The sequence below is a fragment of the Roseobacter sp. HKCCD6576-2 genome, from assembly GCF_013179285.1.
GTDB lineage: Bacteria > Pseudomonadota > Alphaproteobacteria > Rhodobacterales > Rhodobacteraceae > Rhodophyticola > Rhodophyticola oceani.
Genome location: NZ_WVNW01000002.1, coordinates 1,015,128 through 1,034,322, shown reverse-complemented (window position 1 = coordinate 1,034,322; position 19,195 = coordinate 1,015,128). Strand labels below are relative to the sequence as shown.

Here is a 19,195-nt window from a genome sequence, read left to right as displayed (position 1 = left end):
GGAACCTTGCAGGGGCCTTGGCTTGCCTCGACTGTCTGTGTCAGGTGGTGTGAATACACGCGCTCGCGTGCCCGTCACCCACGGACTTCAACTCCGGCACGACCTTTGCGCATTCAGCTGTCGCCATCGGGCAGCGGGTTCTGAAGACGCAGCCCGATGGCGGGTTGATCGGGCTTGGGATGTCGCCCTTCAACACTGTGCGGGAGCGGCGTTTGCCCGGTTCGGGGATCGGCACGGCCGACAGCAGAGCCTGGGTGTAGGGATGGTTGGGCCGGGCGTAGAGATCCGCCGCCGAGGCAATTTCCATCACCCGACCTAGATACATCACAATCACCCGGTCGCAGATATGTTCCACCACGCCCAGATCATGGGCGATGAACAACATCGTCAGATCGAGATCGTTTTTCAGATCTTCCAAGAGGTTGATCACCTGGGCCTGGATCGACACGTCCAGCGCCGAGACCGGTTCATCGGCAACGATGAACTCCGGCTCGACAGCGAGCGCCCGGGCAATTCCGATCCGCTGGCGCTGCCCGCCGGAAAACTCATGCGGGAAACGGGCGAGGTGATCGCGGGACAGCCCGACTTTTTCCAACAAGGCGGCGGCGCGATCCTCATGTTCCGAGGCGGCTCCGATTTTGTGCAGTTTCAAGGGGTGGGTCAGCACCTCGCGCACCTTCTCGCGGGGGTTCAGGCTGGCATAAGGGTCCTGGAAAATGATCTGCATCCGCTTGCGATAGGCCCGCATCTCGGACGCGTTCAGCCCCATCACATCGGCGCCGCCAAAACGCACCTCGCCGCTGGTGGCGTGTTCCAGCCGCAAGATTGTGCGCCCGACGGTGGTTTTGCCCGACCCGCTTTCGCCGACAAGGCCCACGACCTCGCCGGCGTTGATGTCAAAAGAGACATCATCGACAGCTTTCACATTGTTGACCACGCGTTGCAGCACGCCGCCATGAATCGGGAAGTATTTGCGCAGCTTGTCGACTTGGAGGAGTGGCATCGTCATGACGCGCGCCTTTCACTCAAATTCAGCTCACGCCAGCGGGTGCAGCGGATCATGTGGCCATCGCTGGCGTTTTCCAAAACCGGGGAGGTCATCTTGCAAATCTCCGTGGCAAAGGCGCAGCGCGGGTGGAAGCGGCAGCCTTCGGGCAGGCTGGTCAGGGCAGGGACCGTGCCCGGGATCGCCTCCAACCGCGTTTTGTTGATCGACGATCCAAGGCGCGGGATCGAGTTCATCAGGCCCGCCGTGTAGGGCATGCGCGGGTTGCGGAAAATGTCCTCCACCCCGCCGGTTTCGACCACTTGCGCGGCATACATAACGACGACCCGGTCCGCGACCTCGGCCACCACGCCCAGATCGTGGGTGATGAAGATGATCGCCATGCCGAGTTTCTGTTGCAGGTCCTGCATCAACTCCAGCATCTGCGCCTGAATGGTCACATCCAGCGCGGTGGTCGGCTCATCAGCGATCAGAATCCGCGGCTCGCAGGCCAGCGCCATGGCGATCATCGCGCGTTGGCGCATGCCACCCGACATCTCATGGGGATAGTTGTCAACGCGGGTCGTCGGCTCGGGGATGCCGACCAGCTCCAGCATCTCGATCGCGCGGGCGCGGGCCTTTGCTTTCGACAGGTTTTGGTGCCGAATGACCATTTCGGCGATCTGCTGGCCCACGGTGTGAACCGGGTTCAGGCTGGTCATCGGCTCCTGAAAGATCATGCCGATCTCTTTGCCGCGGATCTCGCGCATCTCGGTATCGCTGAGCGTGGTGATCTCGCGCCCGTTCAGCTTGATACTGCCGCCAGAAACACGGCCCACATCTTTGGGCAGAAGGCCCATGATCGACAGGCTTGTGACCGATTTTCCCGATCCGCTTTCGCCAACAATGGCCAGGGTCTCGCCCGCATGCACCTCAAAGCTCACGCCATCCACCGCCCGGACAGATAAGGTCTTGGTCAGATCGAACGTGGTTTGCAGGTCTCGCACCTCCAGCAATGGCGTCGCGGAAGGGACTTGTCTTTCGTCAGGCTGCATCGCGTGTCTTTCCTTGTGGCAGGCCAGTGGTCCAGTCGCCGTACCTATTGAGGCCTGGCGCTGCCGCCGCCGATCTGTCTCTTATGTGATCTGCACCCTTTTTCATCACCTGTGCCCCTTGGCGCTCCGCCTGTACCAAACTCGACAGTTCCGTCCCCGTTTTCTCGATTTGCATGCTTGACGCATCGGGAGCCACATGGTTTGGTTGTTCTACTGTCGACAATCTATAACCTACCTTGGGAGAACATCGAATTGATTGTCAAGCATCCCAAGGCGGTGTCGATGGAAAAGACAGGGAGAGGGGCGATGCGACGACCCAAATCGAGCAAGATGGATGATCTTTTGAGCATCCTGCACCGCCGGTTGGCGCGGCCCGCCGGCCGGATTTTCCCATGAACCTGCCGAACTGTTAGAGGGCGCCGCCGCATGTGGACATTTTTGGCAAGACGCCTTTTGCAAAGCATTGTTGTGCTGATCGGCGTCACATTGATCAGCTTTATCTCACTCCAGATTGGCGGTGATCCGACCTATCTGTTCGTGTCTGAGAACGCGAGCACCGAAGAGATCGAGGCGGCGCGGCGCGCGCTTGGCTTCGACCGGCCGCTGCACATTCAATACCTGAGCTATATCTGGAACGCGCTACAGGGGGATTTCGGCAATTCGCTCAGCTATCGCCAGCCCGCCATGGATGTGGTGATGGAGGCGATGCCCGCCACGATCGAGTTGACGTTTTTCTCCCTGGTTTTGGCCATTGGCCTGTCGATTCCGCTTGGCATCTATGCCGCGCTCAATCGCGGCAAGCCCGCTGATGGCGGCATCATGACCTTTGCGATGCTGGGCCAATCGATCCCGAATTTCTGGATGGGGATCATGATGATCATGTTCTTCGGCCTCTACCTGCGCTGGTTCCCGATCTCGGGCCATGTGCCGTTTTTGGAGCCGTTGTTTGAAGGCGATTTTGCGACCGCGTTCCGCAATCTACCGCAGTCGATGTACTATATGATCATGCCGGCCTTGGCGGTGGGTACCTATACGCTCGCCCGGAATGCGCGGCTGATCCGCTCGTCCATGTTGGAGGTGTTGCAGCAGGATTATGTCCGCACCGCACGCTCCAAAGGCATCTCTGAGCGCCGCGTGGTGATCCATCACGCGATGCGCAACGCTTGGTTGCCGGTGGTCACCATGATCGGCCTGGAATTTGGCTTCCTGCTCGGCGGCGTGGTCGTGGTCGAAACGGTGTTCTCTTACCCCGGCATCGGTCGTTTGGTGTTCAACGCGATCAACCAGCGGGATATTCCGGTGGTGCAAGCCTCCGTCATCTTGCTGGCGGTGATTTTCATTCTCCTCAATCTGATCGTCGATCTGATCTATGCGCGGCTTGATCCGCGCGTGAAACTCTAGAGGCGCGCGCGACATGGCCGATACAACACCCGCTCCAAGTTCCGCCTCGACCCAAGCCGTCGGCGGCATGGCGTCGTCCTACCGTCGCCGAGAGCTGCGCCGGGCGTTTCAAAGCATGGTGACCAGCCGTTGGGCGCTGGTCGGCATGCTGATCCTCTTGGTGGTGACATTCGTTGCGATTTTCGGACCTTGGCTCGCGCCGTTCGACCCAAATCGTCAAAACATCATGATGCGATTGCTTGAGCCGGGGCAGCCGGGGGCAGGGGACCTGACCTATTGGCTGGGTTCCGATCAGTTGGGCCGGGATGTGCTGTCGCGCCTGCTCTATGGCGCGCGCGTGTCACTACTGGTCGGCGTCGCGGCCATCGTTGTCGGCGGCACTTTGGGCACCATCGCGGGGCTTGTCTCCGGCTATTTCGGCGGGTGGATCGACGATGTGATCATGCGGCTTGGCGACATCCAACTGGCCTTTCCGTTCATCCTCCTGGCGATCATGTTCCTGGTGGTGCTCGGGCCGGGGCTGGTCAACATCATCCTGGTTCTCGGGATCGGGCAATGGATCACCTATGCCCGGATTGTGCGCGCGCAAACGCTCTCCTTACGCGAAAAGGAATATGTCGAGGCCGCCCGCGCGATGGGGGACAGCACGTTTTCGATCCTGTTTCGCACGATCCTGCCCAATATCATCGCGCCGCTGACCGTTATCGCCTCGTTCAACGTCGCTGGCGTGATCCTGTCCGAGGCGGCGCTGTCCTTCCTTGGCCTGGGCGTGCCGCCCGATGTGCCGACCTGGGGCAGCATGTTGTCGGAAAGCCGCGACCATCTGTTGTCGAATAAATGGTGGCTGGCGGTGTTCCCGGGCCTCGCCATCGTGTTCACAGTTCTGGCCTTCAACATCATCGGCGATTGGCTACGCGATTTCCTCGATCCGCGGCTGAAGGAGAACGGCTAGGATTTCTGGCGCGCGCCGGGGTCGATCTCCGCCCCCGGCAGGTCGTCGAACGAGGCATAGTTCACGCTATAGAGCTGCGCATAAAGCCCGCCATGGGCCATCAGCTCGTCATGATTGCCTTGTTCCAGCACCTCACCGGCTTGCAGCACGATGATTTTATCGGCATCTCGGATCGTCGCCAGGCGATGCGCGATCACCAATCCGGTGCGCCCGGTCAGGAGCGTCACCAGAGCCTTCTGGATCAACATCTCGGTATAGCTGTCGATGCTGGCCGTCGCTTCATCAAGCACCAGAATCCGCGCATCGGCAACCAAGGCCCGGGCGAAGCTGATCAGCTGCCGCTGACCAAGGGACAAAGTGCCGCCGCGTTCGCCCATGACGGTCTCATACCCTTGCGGCAGGGCCGTGATGAATTCATGCGCCCCGACGGCTTTGGCCGCTTCGATCACATCCTCTGCGGTTGCGTCGGTTTTGTTGTAGCGGATGTTCTCCATTACCGTGCCGCTGAACAGATAGGGTTCCTGCAACACCATGGCGATCTCGCGCCCGAGCGAGGCTTGCGTCACCTCGCGCACATCCCGACCGCCGACCAAAACCTGCCCATCTTGCACGTCATAGAACCGGTTTAGCAGCGACATTGCGCTGGACTTGCCTGACCCGGTCGGGCCGACCAGCGCCACCGTCTCGCCCGGGTTCACGGTGAAGCTCACGGACTTCAGAACCGGCGTGTCCGGCACATAGCCAAAGGTGACATCGCGAAACTCCACGCGGCCATCCATGTCATGCGGTAAGTCGATGGCATCGGTCGCGTCTTTGATATCGACCCGCACATCGAGCACGTCGATCAACCGCTGCCCCGAAGCCATGGCGCGTTGCATCACCGAATACTGCATCGTCAGCGATCGGATCGGGTCGAAAAACCGTTGGATGTAGAACAGGAAGGCGACCATCACGCCGACCTCCAGTTGCTGACCCAGCACCATGGAGCCGCCAACCACAACCACGACCGCCATGGCGATCCCGGTGAGGCTGTCGACGATTGGCACCATCACCTGCGCATATTTCGACGCGGTGCGATGGGCGCGCAGCGTCGCTTGCGCCTTGTCGTCATAAAGCGCGAAGTTCACGGGCTGACGATCCATGCTTTGCACGGTGCGCACGCCGTGGATCGCCTCGGCCAAAGCGCCATTGGTGACCGAGTTTGCCTCATGTGCCGCCATGAATGCGGCCCGGGCCCGGGGCAGCCAGATCACACGGACCAAAAACAGCACCGGCAACACGCAAAGGGTCAACAGGCCCAATTGCACATTCAGCCACAGCATCGAGACGATGATCCCGAAGAGCAGCACGATATCGCCAACCGACAGCACCGAGGTTTCAAGAAACTCCTGCATCGCATTCACGTCGCCTTGCAGGCGCGACATCAGGCGGCCGACCTCGGTCTTGTCCATGAAGCTGAGCGAGACATCCTGCAGATGCCCGAACATCGCGGTGCGGATATCGAACAGCACGTTTTCCGCCGCTTTGCCCACGACGCTTTCCTGCACCCAAGCGGCGACGAAGTTCAGCCCGATGGCCAGCCCGAAGGCAATCATCGCCGCCAGCAGGGCCGCTTGGCCCGCAGCGTCGCCGGTGAGGCCATTATCAATGGCATGGCGGATGATCAGCGGGATGGCCAGTTGGGTGCCCGTGAAGACCAGAACCGCTATGATCGAGATCACCAATTGCCGCTTATAGGGGCGCACAAACTGCCAGATTCGCATCACAATGTTGCGGTCGAACACCCGGCCGAACATCTCTTCTTCAATCCGGTGCGAGCCGACAACGGCGCGGGGCGGACGGCGGCCATTGTCGCGAACATCGCCGCGTTCGACTTCCAGTTCTTCGCTCATGACGCGGGCTCCTCTGGTCGAATTTGCAGGTCATGCAGCGCGCGGTATCGCCCGCCAAGCGCCAGAAGCTCGGCATGGTTGCCTTGTTCAACGATCTGACCGTTCTCGATGAACAAAATCCGATCCGCATGCATCAGTGAGTTGAGCCGATGCGCCACGATGATGGTGACCCGGTCGCTGGCCTGCGCCTGGATCGTGGTTCTGATCCGCTGTTCCGTGCCAGCATCGACGGCGGCGGTGCTGTCGTCGAAAATCAACACGGACGGGCGCAGCATGAGGGTGCGGGCGATGGTCATCCGCTGCCGTTGCCCACCCGAAAGCGACGCACCGCGTTCGCCCACGACCGTCTCGTATCCCGACGGCAGCGTCGCGATGAACTGATCCAATTGCGCCGAGGCGCTGGCATCGGCGATCCGTGAAGGCGGCGCCCAGGGGTCGCCATAGGCGATGTTGTTCTCCAGGCTGGTGGTGAACAAAAACGCGTCCTGCTGCACCACAACCACTTCGCGGCGGAGCGATTGCAGCGTCACATCGCGGATGTCCTGGCCATCGATGGTGATCCGACCCTGGCTCACGTCATAAAAACGCGGGATCAGATGCGCGATGGTGGATTTCCCACTGCCGGGTGGGCCGATCAAGCCGATGGTTTCGCCGCGCTTTGCGGTGAAGCTCAGCCCCTGAAGCGTGGGGGACGTGGCGGCGGGATAGGTGAAGCCAACATTGTCGAACCGCAATTCGCCGGCGCTGATCGCCAGGTCTGGCGCTTCCGGCGCGTCGGTGATGGCCAGGTCGAGATCCAAGAGGGCAAAGATCCGCTCGCCACAGGTCGCGGTCCTGGCGAAGGAATTTACCAGCATCCCCAACTGCCGCACCGGCATTTGCAGGATCGTCATGAAGGTCAGGAACGAGGCCAAGGTACCCACGGTGATCTCACCGGCGACGACCTTGCCGCTTCCGACCCAAAGCACCAGCCCCATCGCGGCCAGGAAGGAAAAGGTCATCATCGAGGTGTTGCGGACGCGGATATCGACCCGGTCATGGGCCAGTTCAAGCGCGCTTTCCGAGGCGTCGGCATATTTCGCCATTTCATGCGGTTTGGCCGCGAAGGCGCGGACCACGCGGATGCCGCCGAGGTTTTCCTCCATCACGCGGCTCAGCACCGAAAGACGGTTTTGCAACTCCAACCAAGTGCCGCGGAGTTTCAACTGTGTGACCGAGGAGCGCCAGGCAACAAAGGGCACGAAACTCAACGCCAGAAAGCCAAGCACCAGATCGGTCGAGAGCAGCAGATAGCCGCCAATCCCGATCAGCATGCTCAACAGAACGATCCGCACCAACCCGGTGGAAAAGAACATCCGCACGCCTTCGAGATCGAGCATCCCAAGCGTGATCAGATCGCCGGAATGCATCCGGTCATGAAACCCGAAGCTCAGGCGTTGGATTTTCTCATAATAGGCCAGCCGCAGCGTGTAGCCGACATTGTGGCCGACGCTTTCGCTGAAATAGTTCTGGAACACGGTGAAGAGGCCGCGCGCGACCCAGACTGCCAGGACCAGCCAAGCCGTGGTCCAAAGCGCCGCTGTCGCGGCCTCCGCCCCCGCCGGGTCCGAGACCAACGCCTGGGTTTGGTCCACCGCGCGCCCCAAGAGGATCGGCACCAGCAATTGCAGCGCCGAGGCGATCACGGTGGAGCCAAGAGCGATTGCGACCATCCAGGGTGTCTTGAGCGCCAGCCGGGTGACCCGTTTGATCGTGTTGAACCCGCTTTTCCAACTGACCGTGTCCGTTGGGCGCATAATTTCGGTGGCGGTCGCCATGAACGTCTTCCCTCAGCGGCGCAAAGCGGCCCGGGCCGGACGTTATCTGTCAGGCCGTTACCCGTCGTCGCGCGTCATTTTCCTGTGGCAGGGGTCACAAACGCCCCCTGTCCCTGTGGCCCGGTGACAGCGCCATCCAAGAACACCGTGTTGCCCTTCAGGATGGTCTGACAGACTTTGCCCCGCAGGGTCCGGCCCTCAAAGAGATGCGCCACTTCGCGGGCATGGGTGTGGAGTGTGTCGGCCGAAAGCGCGGTCTCACCGGCTAAATCCACAATCGTCACATCCGCAGCGCTTCCCGGTAGCAATGCGCCTTTGAACGGGTAGAGTCCATAGCGCCGCGCGCCATTGGCACAGATCAGATCATGGGCGCGTTTGAGGCTGAGCCGACCATTGGCCACCGCATCAAGCATGGCGGGCAGGATAAACTCGATCCCCGGCACGCCGGGCGGCGCGGCGGGGAAATTTCCCTCTGCGGCCTGTTTTTCGGCCTTGGCAAACGGCGCGTGGTCGGTGGTGACATAGTTGATCACACCATCTTGGATCGCCTGCCAGAGGGCGTCCTGATCAGCCTGATGGCGGATCGGCGGGTTCACCTTCGCGTAAATCCCGGCGCGCGCAACGTCATCCTCGGTGGCGAAGAGATATTGCGGGCAGGTCTCCGCGGTGAAATCCGAGGTCCCGGCAAAACCACGCAGCACCTCCACCGTCTCGGCGCTGGTCACATGGGCGATGTGCAGTTTGGCCCCGGCGATGATGTTCATCGCCAGAAGTTTCGCGACCGCCACCGCTTCGCAGATCGCGGGGCGGGATTTGCCATGGGTTGCGGCATCGGCCGGGTCCAGCGCTTTGGCCTCGGCCTCGTAATGGGCGAGTAGCGCGGCGCTTTCGGCATGGACCACCACCGGGCGTCCGGTTCCCGCCAAAAGCTGTAGCGCGCGAAGCTGGTCGGCCTCATCGGGAAAGGCCAGCCCCTCGAACTCATCGGCGCGACCGGCGGGCGACGGCGTGGTGAAGATCTTGAAGGCGATGGCGCCCAAGTCCAGCATCTTGTCGCGGCTGGCTTCGGTCAGATCGCCAGGGGCTGCGTAGAGCGCGAAATCTATGACCGCATTCTCGGCGAAATGATCGCGGCGGCGCGCCAATTCTTCGGGTGTGGAACAACAGGGTTTCGAGATCGGCATCTCGAACAGCGTGGTCACCCCACCCGCCGCCGCCGCACGGGTTTCCGACAGGACCGTGCCGCGTTCGGGATAGGCCGGGGCACGGACATGGAAATGGATATCGACAATGCCGGGCAGGACGGTCTTGCCGCTGGCATCGATGGTCTGCACGGCTTCAGGCGCGGTGCCTGGGGCGTAGACACCGGCAACCACCCCATCGGCGAGGCCCAGATCGACCCAGTGCAGCCCGTCAGGCAACAACACATCGCCGCCGGTGATCAGCGTGTCGAGGGCGCTCATGTTTTCAGCCCCAGTTCGGTGAGCGCCTTGGCGACGCCATCAAGATTGGTCAGATGCATGGAGGCATAATTGGGCGACAGCACCACCCCATGCCCGCCCGCGCGATAAGTCGCCATCACCGAACGATAGGCGATGTCCGGCGTGCATCTGGCCTGATCCGCGCGGACGCGGGGCGCATCAATGCCGAGACCCATAAATACTTTGGCCTTGTCATGCACACCGCGCAGCGCATCGGCACATTGGCCGTACACATAGGTGTCGGGGTCGAGGCCATCTTGCACCACCTGATCCAGATCGGACCCTTTGATGCCCAGAATACCATCAAGGACTTTCATCGCCGTGGCGGGATCGAAATCACGCAGGATCGTCTTCTGGAAGAAGCCGAATTCCTTGTGCCAGATCTCGCCAGACTGATGCTGATAGGTGATCGGCTTGACCCAATCGGCATACATCGTCTGTTCATGCCAGGGCCATTGGGCGCGGCGGAACAGGTTGAAATGATTGCGATTCCAGACGTTAAGGCCAAAGGGCAGGTCGGGTTTGCACCATTTCACCAGGCCATAAAGCTCTCGGTCCAGGTCTTTGTTCCGCTCTAGCCAGAAGCGCTCCCAGATCAGAACCTCGGGGTTCTCCAAAAGGGTGCGGATGAAGGTGATGAACGCGCCATCGTCGAACTCTTCGCCCGCAATCGCGGCCTGCATGAACTCATAGATCGCGATACAGCCACGACGGCAGGCTTCTACATCAATGCCACGGGCAATGGCCTCATTGCGGGCGGCTTCCGAGAAATCTCCCGGCGCTTGGCCTTGCATCATCTGATCCAGCGGGCTGTTGCGCTCATTGCACCACATGATCCCGTCAATGTCGTAATTGCGCACCTGATCTTCGATGATGGCGTGCATCCAGTTGCGGTAATCGGGGTTTGAGGTCGAGGGCTCATCCTTGCGGCGGCCAAACACGTCGACCTCCATGCAACTCGCCAAATTGGGGATGTCGACCGCACTTGCCGAGCCATGGCCCGCGTATTTGAAGAACGGCTCCATCAACTCGACATAGACTTTCATGCCGCGCTTATGGGCTTCGGGAATGACCAGATCGAGGATGTCGACCCCCTCCATCTCCTTATCCGTGGCGCGGAAATCCTTGATCAGCGTCTGCGTGTAATACTGCGGGTCAGGGTCGAAATAGGCGCCACCTTTCATCGTGAAGGGCTCGGGCACGCCATGATCTGGCCATCCATCCAGTTCATGCGCGATGCTGCGCCCGGTTTTCAGGCCAAGCCACGAAACGGTGCCAAGCATCAGCACATTGACGCCGACGCGGTTTTGCAACGTGTCTAGAACCGTTTCGACGCCTTCGTCGATGAAGCTGATCGGGCTGACTTGAATGCCGACGAATTTCTCATCCGGGTTGGGGGTCATATTGCTCATGCGGCGGCTCCTTTATGGGCCGCAATGAAGGATTTGATCCGCGCCATGGCCTCTTTGATCACCGGAAGCGGTTGCAGATAGGAGATGCGGATAAAATCGCTCTCGGGTTCGCCGAACATATCGCCGGGGAAGACCATGACGCCGGTTTCCCGCAACAGGTTTTCGCAGAACGGCTTGGCCTTCATGCCCGTAGAGGAGATGTTGGTGTAGATATAGAACGCCCCACCGGGCGCGCCATAGCTCAACCCCGCCTCGGTCAACGCCTCCATCAGATAAGCCCGCCTGTCGGCATAGTCGCGGAAGGTGGCCTCCATCTCATCCTGCGGGCCGGTCAGCGCGGCCAGCGCCGCAAATTGCGACACGGTGCAAGTGTTGATCGAGAGCGTGTGGCGCGGCTCGGTCAGTTTCTCGACGAAATCCGCCGGTGCCGCCATATACCCCACGCGCCAGCCGGTCATCGCATAGGTTTTGGAGAAGCCATTCAGCGTGATGGTCCGCTCTTTCATACCCGGCAGGGTGGCCAGCGACAGATGCTCATGCGGCGGATAGATCAGCTTGGCGTAAATCTCGTCGGCAATGATCAGAATGTCATGTTTGATTGCCAAATCCGCGATTTTGCGGATCACGTCCGGCGGTGTCACGGCGCCCGTCGGGTTGTTGGGCGAGACCATAACGAACATGCGCGTCTTGGGCGTGATCCGTTTCTCGATCTCCTCCACATCCAGGGCAAAATCGTCTTTCTGATAGGTCGGCACCGGGATCGGCACACCGCCGCACAAATGCACCGCCGTGTCATAGGTGGTGAAGCGCGGCGAGGTGATCAGAACCTCGTCGCCCTCCTGCACCAGACCCAACATGCAGAGCATGATGCTTTCCTGAACACCGGCGGTGACGATGATCTCATCCGCGCTGTAATCCAGCCCGTACTCCGCTTTCAGATTGTCACAGATCGCCTGCCGCAAGGGTGGCAACCCGGTTGGCCCAGTATAATGATGCTGATTGTCATCAAGCGCTTGTTTCGCGGCCTCGACAATATGCGCGGGCGTGTGGAAATCCGGATCGCCCCGGCCGAGCGCGATGACGTCATCCAGGCCAGAGGCGATCTCCAGCATTTTGGTGCGGAACGATCCATCTTCGTCGACGATGCGGGGCGCGGTGCGTTGCAGCAAGAGGGATTGGGTCATGGTCAGTGCATCCTTTTGCCGTCGATGAAGGTCATCTCGACATGTTCGAGGGCGGTCAGGTCTTGGTCGGGGTTGCCGTTCACCACGATCATGTCGGCGAGCTTTCCGGCCTCCAAAGTGCCAAGCGTGTCGCCAAACCCGTTCAGTACGGCGGCGCGCGCCGTGATCGCGCGGAGGGCGTCAAGATTGTTGGGGCAAACGCCGACCTCCACCATGAAACCAAGCTCCGGCACGATCCGATCATGTTCCACGGCCGGGCTGCCCGCATCGGTGCCAAACACAATCGGCACGCCGGCCTTGGCCGCGCGCACCAGACCATCGAACCGGGTCTTGTCGGCCACGGCTTTCTGGCGTTCTTCGATCTTCCATTCCGGGATACCGAAGGCGCGGGCGATGTCGGGATTGGCCTGGATCACCAGGGCGGAGAAGGTTGTGACGATCGGCAGCTTCTTGTCGAGCAGAAGCTGGATCGTCTCGTCGGTCATCGAGCCGCCATGCTCAACGCAATCAATGCCAAATTCCGCCACCCGTGCGATGCAGTCGTTATAGGTCGCGTGCGCGGTGATCGGAATGCCGTTGCGGTGGCTTTCATCGATCACGGCATGGAGTTCCTCGTCGGTAAACTCCAGCGTGTCATGGCAGGCCATGATCTTGATTAGGTCGGCACCGCCCTTGACCTGATCGCGCACCGCGCGGCGCATCTCATCCGCGCCAGAGGCCTCGCGGCAGACCCAATAGGTATGCCCGCCAGTCTGGATAATCGCCTCGCCCGAGACCAGCAACCGAGGACCGGGGAAGATGCCCTGCGCCACGGCCTGTTTGGCGAATAGGTTCGCATTGTGCACGCCCAGGTCGCGGACCAGCGTGATCCCGGCGCGCAGGCTCTTGATCATATTGCCGGCGGCTTTGTAGGCGCGGATCTCGGGCGCGTCGAACATGCTCTGCTGGCTCAACTCATGGATCCCGTCCCAGCTCAGATGCGCATGGCTGTTCATCATACCGGGCATCAGTGTTTTGCCCTTAGTGTCGATGACCTCGGCACCAGCGGGTTCGCTCGCCAGATCGGCACGCGCGCCAACACCGGCGATTTTGCCGTCTTTCAGATGCACATACCCGTCTTCGATCACCTCATCGCCGACGCAGGTGATGACGCGGCCATAAAACAGGCGCTCTACCACGGGCGCGTCAAACATCGGCTTGGTGATTTTCTGGTATTTCCAGGCGGCGGGTTCGGGCATCTTGAGGCTCCTGCTAAAGGGTCAAAGGGCGATGACGCGGGCGTCAATCGGGGTGTTGTTTTGGAAGCGCGAGGGCACATCGACACCGGTCTCGGTCACGATCATCGTGTTGATGGTGCGGTATCCGTCGCGGCCCGGGCGGTAGACGCCGGGTTCGTTGGAGAAGATCATATTGGGCTGGATCGGCGTCGGGTCGCCGGGCGCGAGCCAGGGCGCTTCATGCCCTTCCAACCCCATGCCATGACCGATCCGATGGCGGATGGCGGCGCCAAACCCAGCCTCGCGAAGGGCCTCCAGCGCGGCCTCATTGGCGGCGGCGCAAGTCTCCCCATTGGCGCAGGCCGCGATCGCCGCGTCGTTGCAGGCCGTCATCGCCTGCATAATCCGGCGCTGTTCGGCGCTGATCTCACCCACAATCAGGGTGACGCCGCTTTCGGCATGATAGCCACCGAGGCTTGCGCCGATCCCGGCAATCACGGTTTCGCCGGGCAATGGCGCGCGTTCCAGAACCGCGCCATGGGGCAGGGCGGCCCGGGGCCCGGAATGGACCGAGGCGGTGATGCCCATCGGCGTGCCGGTGAACGTCGCTTTGTGTTTCGTCATCAGTGCACCGCGTGCATGGGTCATGGCGTCGGCCATCAGATCGGCCTCTGTCCCGCCCTGGGCGATGATGTCGCCAGCGGCGGCCTGTAGACGCGTTAGGAAAAGATCCGCAAATCCCGCAGCCTCTGCGGTCAATGCAATCTCTTCAGGTTGTTTGATCGCGCGTTCCAACATGGCGTGATCTGTCAGGTCGAGCCGGGTCAGCCGATCTCGCGCGGCATCAAGAAGGCTCGCATCTAACAGATCGATGGCGATGGATTTGCGCCCGATTTGCGCCAACATCCAAAGGACCGCAGGCACCTCGCCCGGAAATTCGTCATAGAAGCGCAGATCGCTGAGGTCGGTGCCTTCGGCGTTCTCGCGCTCCAAACCCGGCAACATCAAGATCGGCTCACCCGCAACCGGCAGCCAGACCCCCATCGGGCGTTCATTGGCCGACAGAAACAGACCGGTGGCATAGGCGAGATTCGGCGCGCGCAGCAGGAGCAAGCCATCCAAACCGGCGGCCTCCGCCCGGGCACGGAGCCGGTCCCGCGCGGCGGCAAAGAACCCCGCGCCAAGCGGCGTGAGCGCCGCATCGGTCATAATGTTGCGCCGGTATAGGGGCCGAGGCCCATCAGTTTGGTCTTTAGCCCCAGTTCCTGACCCAGGGCCTGCATATCGGCCAGCACCACATCGTCAATCGGCACGCCATCGGCGGCTTTGGCGGCGGTTCGGCGGGCTTCCTGCTCACCGGGCACCAGGATTTCATCGAACCCGGGCCGCAGGGCGCGGGTCTTGGCCATCTGCACAAACTCCCCCATGCGTTTGGCATAGTCGTCCGGGTCCATGAACCAACTGATGTCGATGGCCTGGAAGTAATGCGACACATCCAGTTTCTTTGGGTCGGAATAAGGCGTCAGGCCGAAGCCGCCACCCGAGAGCACACCGGTCATCGCTTCGGTCATGAAGGCGAGGCCATAGCCTTTGTGCCCGCCAATCCCCAGCAACGGTCCCTTGAGCGCCGCCGCCGGGTCGTCGGTCTCATCTCCCTCTGGCGTGATGGCCCAATCGAGCGGCATTTTTTTGCCCTCGCGGATCAGCCAATTCATCATGCCCTTGCCGGCGGTCGTGATCGCTATGTCGAGCACCGTGGGAAAGCCCTGATCCGACGGCGCCGCGATGGACCAGGGGTTGGTGCCGGTTACGCCTTCGCGGCCGCCCCAGGGCGCCATTTCCGGGCCCGCATTGGTGTAGGCAATGCCGATGCAGCCATGATCCAGCGCCTGGCAGGCATGGACCGCGCTGGAGCCGTAATGGGTGGAGTTGCGCACAATCACCGTGCCGATCCCGCCCTCCTTGGCCTTCTTGATCGCCAGCCGCATGGCTTTGGCGGCGGCAACCGTACCAATCCCGTTATGAGCATCGACCAGGGCCAGTGCCGCGCCTTCTTTGACGATGGACCAATCGGCGCGCGGGTTCACCTCGCCATTGCCGATCCGTTCGTGATAGCGGCGCAGCCGGGCCACGCCCTGACCCTGCCCGGGGTGAAATCTGAGTTCAGAGAAGATCAGTGCATCAGCAAAAATGCCTGCGTCTTCCGGAGTCAGGCCAAGCGCCTCGAACCCTTCAGAGACGAAGCTCCGCAACTGATCACGGTCGACATTGGTCATTGGGATCGGCTGGCTCATGCGCTCAGCTCCAGGATATCGGCGATATTGGTGCCGGGCGCCTCGAAGCTGCCCAATTGTCCGGAGGGGGCGGTCATCACCACGGTCATGCCTGGGCCATAGCCCGCACGGGGGCCATCGGTTTGCCCGACAATCCCGATGCTCATCGCGCCTCTGAGATAGCCGTGATTATAGCGGCTGTCGGTGTCTTGGATGGCCACGACATCGCCAAGGCGCAAGTTGTCGAGCCCGTGTTTCGCAAGCGCGGCCCGATCGGTCGATTGGATATGCAGAGAGCCGCCTTCCGAGGTCAAACCAGCGCCTGCGCCGACGAAATGAGGTGGCACCGTGCCACAGACACCGATCTTCAGCACACCGTCTTCCAGACGTTTGGGCAGCGCATCAAAAAGCGCAGGCGAGAGGGATTTGAAAGACACCTCCGGGCAGTCCAGCACGGTCAGACCAACGCCCTCACTTTTGACAAGAATTTGGTCATCTACGGCAATCTTGCGCCGTGTCTCCAAATCGAAATGGATGATCACCTGATCGGAAAACCGGCCCGATTTGCCAGTGACCACGCCGCGTGCGCCTTTGGCTGCGCCGCTGACAATCATCGCCTCGTTGCCGACGCAGGCAAAGACGTTCAGGCCGCGGTTTTTGTTGGCATCGGGGTGCGCGATGCTGACCGAGGGGTGAATGCAATCGCCCGACCAGCCAAAGGCGCTGTCGCCGACCGTGACGTTATAGACGATGCCGCCAAATGTCGGCCACAGGAAGGCTTTGCCATCGGCATCCAGCCGGTAAGGTTCCGCCGGCAGGCCCGACAGAGACGGGTTGGCGACCTGGCCCATCACGGAGACGGTGACGATATCGGCGGCGTTGGTTTGAAGGGACATATCAGGCTCCGATATTCAGAAGTTGGGCGATATTGGCGGAGGCATCGACGGTGAAATCGATATTGCCTTCGCGCGCGGTCATCAGGGTCAGAATGCCGGGGCCATGCCCGGTCATGATGCTGTCGCCATGGATGCACAGGCAGATCGAGACCGCGTTTTCGCGATAGGAGCGGCCCCAATGATGGTCCGCATGACGGATGGCGATCAGGTCGCCGAGGCGCATCTGGTCAATGCCCAGCTCCGCCATCAAGGCGCGGTCCCCCGACATCAGATCCTGGTCGACATATTCGGAGTTCAATTCCGCGCCCGAGCCCATGATGCGCACCGGCAGTTCCATCGCCACATTGACGCGGAGCCGCCCGGCATTTTCGGTGATCCCCATCGCATGGAACAGGCGCGGGCTCATCTTTTTCAACGCCACGCCGGGGTAATCGGTGAGCGCGAGGCCCTGGCCCTTGGTCATCACTTGAATGCGGTCGCCGGGCGCCATCACCTCATGCGCCTCGGGCGAGAACTGCACCAAGATGCGGGCATGTTCGCCGACGACAATGCCGCGCTCGCCCGCGGCCATGCCGGAGGTCACCATCGCCTCATTGCCGATGCAGTTGAGGTAATGCAGCGCGTGGTGGCGGCCCGAATCCGCATCGTCATCAATCGATACGCCAGGTTCCACATGGTCGCCCGCCCAGCCAAAGGCACGGTCGCCGCAGCGCACATTATAGGTGATGCCATACATGCCGGGCAGCACGGTCGCGCGCCCGTCAGGATGGGGGATGTATTGGCCCGGGCGCACCGCGGGCGTGGTGATCACGCCGGATACGGCCATCTCGACCAGACTGGTTTCATTGGTGTTCGGGCTTGGCATCGGGGTGCGGCTCCTTAACGGACTGAGGCGGCGGACGAGGGCAATGTTTTGGTTTGACTCCTGCTGGCTTCCTTGCCATCAGTATATTGTCGACATTGCGCTTGTCCAAATGGGATACACGAGCGGAATGGATAGTCAAGCACCCTGCGTCGAACCCGCTGGTTTCTCGAAAACCCCCGGTGTTCCGCACGAAACGCCGAAGGGAGAACGGCCTGAAATGAGCTATGCTGGATTGATCGAGGTGATGGGCCGGGTGAATGATTTCCTGAATGCAGGGTCGGTTCTATCCTGGGATGCGCGCACGATGATGCCCAAGGCGGGGGCGGAGAGCCGGTCCAAGCAATTGGCCACATTGGCGGTCGCGGCACGCAATCTGCTGTGCTCCGACGAGGCCAAACGCGCGCTGGAAGGCGCGGATGCCGAGATGTCCGGCAAGCCCGAAGACAGCCCCGAGGCGCGGATCGTCGCGCAGGTCCGCGAAGCCATCGACTATCACGAACGCATCCCGACCGAATTGCTTCGTCGCAAGACGGAGCTTGGCGCGGCCGCCCATGAGGTTTGGGCCGAGGCGCGCGAGAAAGCCGACTTTTCGATCTTTGCGCCCGCCCTGACCACAATGGTCGATATCAACCGCGAAATGGCGCAGGCGATCGGGTTCGAAGATCACCCCTATGACGCGCTCATGTACCGGTTTGAGCCGGGCACCACGACCGCCGGGTTGAACACGCTTTTCGCGCGTCTGCGGGAGGGGATGCTGCCGCTGGTGCGCGCCATTGCCGACGCTGAGAAACCGCGCTCGGACTTCCTGTTCCGGGAATATCCGGTTGAGGCGCAAATGGCCTTTGCCCTCAAGATGGCCAAACGGATCGGCTATGACACGGATCGTGGGCGGCTCGACACAACGGTGCACCCGTTTGAGGTGTCCTTCACCCGCAACGATGTGCGGATCACCACGCGGGTTAACAAAACCTATATGCCGATGTCACTCTTCGGTGCGCTGCATGAGGCGGGCCACGCGATGTATGAGCAAGGGGTTGATCCGGCCTATACCCGCACGCCGCTCGCCACCGATTTGATCAGCCTTTATGCCGTGGGCGGGGTCAGCTTCGGTGCCCATGAAAGCCAATCGCGGCTCTGGGAAAACCATGTCGGGCGCAGCCGGGCGTTCTGGGCCAATCATATGGGCGATATCAAAGCGGCCTATCCCGGCACGCTGGACGATGTGAGCGACGAGGAATTCTACCGCGCCGTCAACCGCTCTGAGCCGAGTTTCATCCGGGTCGAGGCCGATGAACTGACCTATGATTTCCACATCATGCTGCGGGCCGAGTTGGAAAGTAAGCTGGTCGATGGCTCGCTGGAGGTGGCCGAGTTGCCCGCGGCTTGGAACGCCGCGATGAAAGAGTATCTGGGCGTCGATGTGCCCAACGATGCGCAAGGCGTGTTGCAGGATGTGCACTGGTCCTCGGGCCAGATCGGGACGTTCTGCAACTACACCATCGGCAACATCATGGCCGCGCAGTTGTTCGAGACGGCGACGACCGATAACCCCGGCATCCAGACCGCGCTTGATGGGGCCGATTACACCCCGCTCCGCGATTGGTTGACCGATAAGGTCTGCCAGCATGGCCGCCGCTACACCCGCGATGAGCTGCTGCAAAATGCGACGGGCAGGGCGCTCGACCCCGAGCCTTACATCGCGCATCTGACCCGCAAGTTCTCCGACATCTACGCTTTGGCCTGAGCGCCGCGGCAGAAGGAAACC

The 19,195-nt window shown here is 61.3% G+C and carries 15 protein-coding genes; 3 read left to right on the top strand and 12 right to left on the bottom strand.

Features of this window, described 5'->3' with window-relative positions; all coding sequences use genetic code 11:
* Positions 1–40: 40 nt before the first annotated feature.
* Positions 41–1,009, bottom strand: a complete 969-nt coding sequence (locus GTF44_RS12240) for an ABC transporter ATP-binding protein (protein WP_145207931.1) — start codon at positions 1,007–1,009, stop codon at positions 41–43.
* On the bottom strand, positions 1,006–2,040 hold the full coding sequence (locus GTF44_RS12235; protein ID WP_171558768.1) for an ABC transporter ATP-binding protein: 1,035 nt from the start codon (positions 2,038–2,040) through the stop codon (positions 1,006–1,008). Before GTF44_RS12235 ends, GTF44_RS12240 begins: the two co-directional genes overlap by 4 nt.
* Before the next feature lie 426 nt (positions 2,041–2,466).
* Between GTF44_RS12235 and GTF44_RS12230 the strand changes: the two genes are divergently transcribed.
* Positions 2,467–3,441 (top strand): ABC transporter permease, encoded by a 975-nt coding sequence (locus tag GTF44_RS12230; RefSeq protein WP_145207935.1) that lies wholly within the window; start codon positions 2,467–2,469, stop codon positions 3,439–3,441.
* Between the two features lie 13 nt (positions 3,442–3,454).
* Positions 3,455–4,393 carry an ABC transporter permease gene (locus GTF44_RS12225; protein ID WP_171558770.1) on the top strand — a complete coding sequence of 313 codons (939 nt, stop codon included), beginning with the start codon at positions 3,455–3,457 and terminating at the stop codon, positions 4,391–4,393.
* Here GTF44_RS12225 and GTF44_RS12220 read toward each other — a convergent pair.
* The 10 genes from GTF44_RS12220 to GTF44_RS12175 form a co-directional block, all read right to left on the bottom strand.
* Positions 4,390–6,285, bottom strand: a complete 1,896-nt coding sequence (locus GTF44_RS12220) for an ABC transporter ATP-binding protein (protein ID WP_171558771.1) — start codon at positions 6,283–6,285, stop codon at positions 4,390–4,392. The genes GTF44_RS12225 and GTF44_RS12220 overlap by 4 nt on opposite strands.
* Positions 6,282–8,102 carry an ABC transporter ATP-binding protein gene (locus GTF44_RS12215; protein ID WP_171558773.1) on the bottom strand — a complete coding sequence of 607 codons (1,821 nt, stop codon included), beginning with the start codon at positions 8,100–8,102 and terminating at the stop codon, positions 6,282–6,284. Before GTF44_RS12215 ends, GTF44_RS12220 begins: the two co-directional genes overlap by 4 nt.
* A gap of 74 nt (positions 8,103–8,176) precedes the next feature.
* On the bottom strand, positions 8,177–9,565 hold the full coding sequence (locus GTF44_RS12210; protein WP_171558774.1) for a dihydroorotase family protein: 1,389 nt from the start codon (positions 9,563–9,565) through the stop codon (positions 8,177–8,179).
* Positions 9,562–10,995: a hypothetical protein gene (locus GTF44_RS12205; protein WP_171558776.1), complete on the bottom strand. Its 1,434-nt coding sequence runs from the start codon at positions 10,993–10,995 to the stop codon at positions 9,562–9,564. Before GTF44_RS12205 ends, GTF44_RS12210 begins: the two co-directional genes overlap by 4 nt.
* Positions 10,992–12,179 carry a pyridoxal phosphate-dependent aminotransferase gene (locus tag GTF44_RS12200; RefSeq protein WP_171558777.1) on the bottom strand — a complete coding sequence of 396 codons (1,188 nt, stop codon included), beginning with the start codon at positions 12,177–12,179 and terminating at the stop codon, positions 10,992–10,994. Before GTF44_RS12200 ends, GTF44_RS12205 begins: the two co-directional genes overlap by 4 nt.
* Positions 12,180–12,181: 2 nt before the next feature.
* Positions 12,182–13,417 (bottom strand): amidohydrolase family protein, encoded by a 1,236-nt coding sequence (locus tag GTF44_RS12195; RefSeq protein ID WP_171558780.1) that lies wholly within the window; start codon positions 13,415–13,417, stop codon positions 12,182–12,184.
* A gap of 21 nt (positions 13,418–13,438) precedes the next feature.
* On the bottom strand, positions 13,439–14,605 hold the full coding sequence (locus GTF44_RS12190) for a Xaa-Pro peptidase family protein (RefSeq protein ID WP_171558782.1): 1,167 nt from the start codon (positions 14,603–14,605) through the stop codon (positions 13,439–13,441).
* Positions 14,602–15,690 (bottom strand): Ldh family oxidoreductase, encoded by a 1,089-nt coding sequence (locus tag GTF44_RS12185; protein ID WP_171558783.1) that lies wholly within the window; start codon positions 15,688–15,690, stop codon positions 14,602–14,604. The genes GTF44_RS12190 and GTF44_RS12185 overlap by 4 nt, the downstream gene beginning before the upstream one ends.
* Complete coding sequence (locus tag GTF44_RS12180) at positions 15,687–16,565, bottom strand: DUF4438 domain-containing protein (RefSeq protein ID WP_171558785.1); 879 nt, start codon at positions 16,563–16,565, stop codon at positions 15,687–15,689. Before GTF44_RS12180 ends, GTF44_RS12185 begins: the two co-directional genes overlap by 4 nt.
* Before the next feature lies 1 nt (position 16,566).
* On the bottom strand, positions 16,567–17,430 hold the full coding sequence (locus tag GTF44_RS12175) for a DUF4438 domain-containing protein (RefSeq protein WP_171558787.1): 864 nt from the start codon (positions 17,428–17,430) through the stop codon (positions 16,567–16,569).
* Between the two features lie 217 nt (positions 17,431–17,647).
* Between GTF44_RS12175 and GTF44_RS12170 the strand changes: the two genes are divergently transcribed.
* Entirely contained in the window at positions 17,648–19,174 is a 1,527-nt protein-coding gene (locus GTF44_RS12170) for a carboxypeptidase M32 (protein WP_171558788.1), read from the top strand.
* Positions 19,175–19,195: the final 21 nt, after the last annotated feature.

Coding starts and splice junctions, on each gene's coding strand:
- GTF44_RS12220 (WP_171558771.1), bottom strand. CDS start 6,285: ATGAGCGAAGAACTGGAAGTCGAACGCGGCGATGTTCGCGACAATGGC.
- GTF44_RS12210 (WP_171558774.1), bottom strand. CDS start 9,565: ATGAGCGCCCTCGACACGCTGATCACCGGCGGCGATGTGTTGTTGCCT.
- GTF44_RS12175 (WP_171558787.1), bottom strand. CDS start 17,430: ATGCCAAGCCCGAACACCAATGAAACCAGTCTGGTCGAGATGGCCGTA.
- GTF44_RS12195 (WP_171558780.1), bottom strand. CDS start 13,417: ATGCCCGAACCCGCCGCCTGGAAATACCAGAAAATCACCAAGCCGATG.
- GTF44_RS12215 (WP_171558773.1), bottom strand. CDS start 8,102: ATGGCGACCGCCACCGAAATTATGCGCCCAACGGACACGGTCAGTTGG.
- GTF44_RS12190 (WP_171558782.1), bottom strand. CDS start 14,605: ATGACCGATGCGGCGCTCACGCCGCTTGGCGCGGGGTTCTTTGCCGCC.
- GTF44_RS12235 (WP_171558768.1), bottom strand. CDS start 2,040: ATGCAGCCTGACGAAAGACAAGTCCCTTCCGCGACGCCATTGCTGGAG.
- GTF44_RS12170 (WP_171558788.1), top strand. CDS start 17,648: ATGAGCTATGCTGGATTGATCGAGGTGATGGGCCGGGTGAATGATTTC.
- GTF44_RS12240 (WP_145207931.1), bottom strand. CDS start 1,009: ATGACGATGCCACTCCTCCAAGTCGACAAGCTGCGCAAATACTTCCCG.
- GTF44_RS12205 (WP_171558776.1), bottom strand. CDS start 10,995: ATGAGCAATATGACCCCCAACCCGGATGAGAAATTCGTCGGCATTCAA.
- GTF44_RS12230 (WP_145207935.1), top strand. CDS start 2,467: ATGTGGACATTTTTGGCAAGACGCCTTTTGCAAAGCATTGTTGTGCTG.
- GTF44_RS12225 (WP_171558770.1), top strand. CDS start 3,455: ATGGCCGATACAACACCCGCTCCAAGTTCCGCCTCGACCCAAGCCGTC.
- GTF44_RS12200 (WP_171558777.1), bottom strand. CDS start 12,179: ATGACCCAATCCCTCTTGCTGCAACGCACCGCGCCCCGCATCGTCGAC.
- GTF44_RS12185 (WP_171558783.1), bottom strand. CDS start 15,690: ATGAGCCAGCCGATCCCAATGACCAATGTCGACCGTGATCAGTTGCGG.
- GTF44_RS12180 (WP_171558785.1), bottom strand. CDS start 16,565: ATGTCCCTTCAAACCAACGCCGCCGATATCGTCACCGTCTCCGTGATG.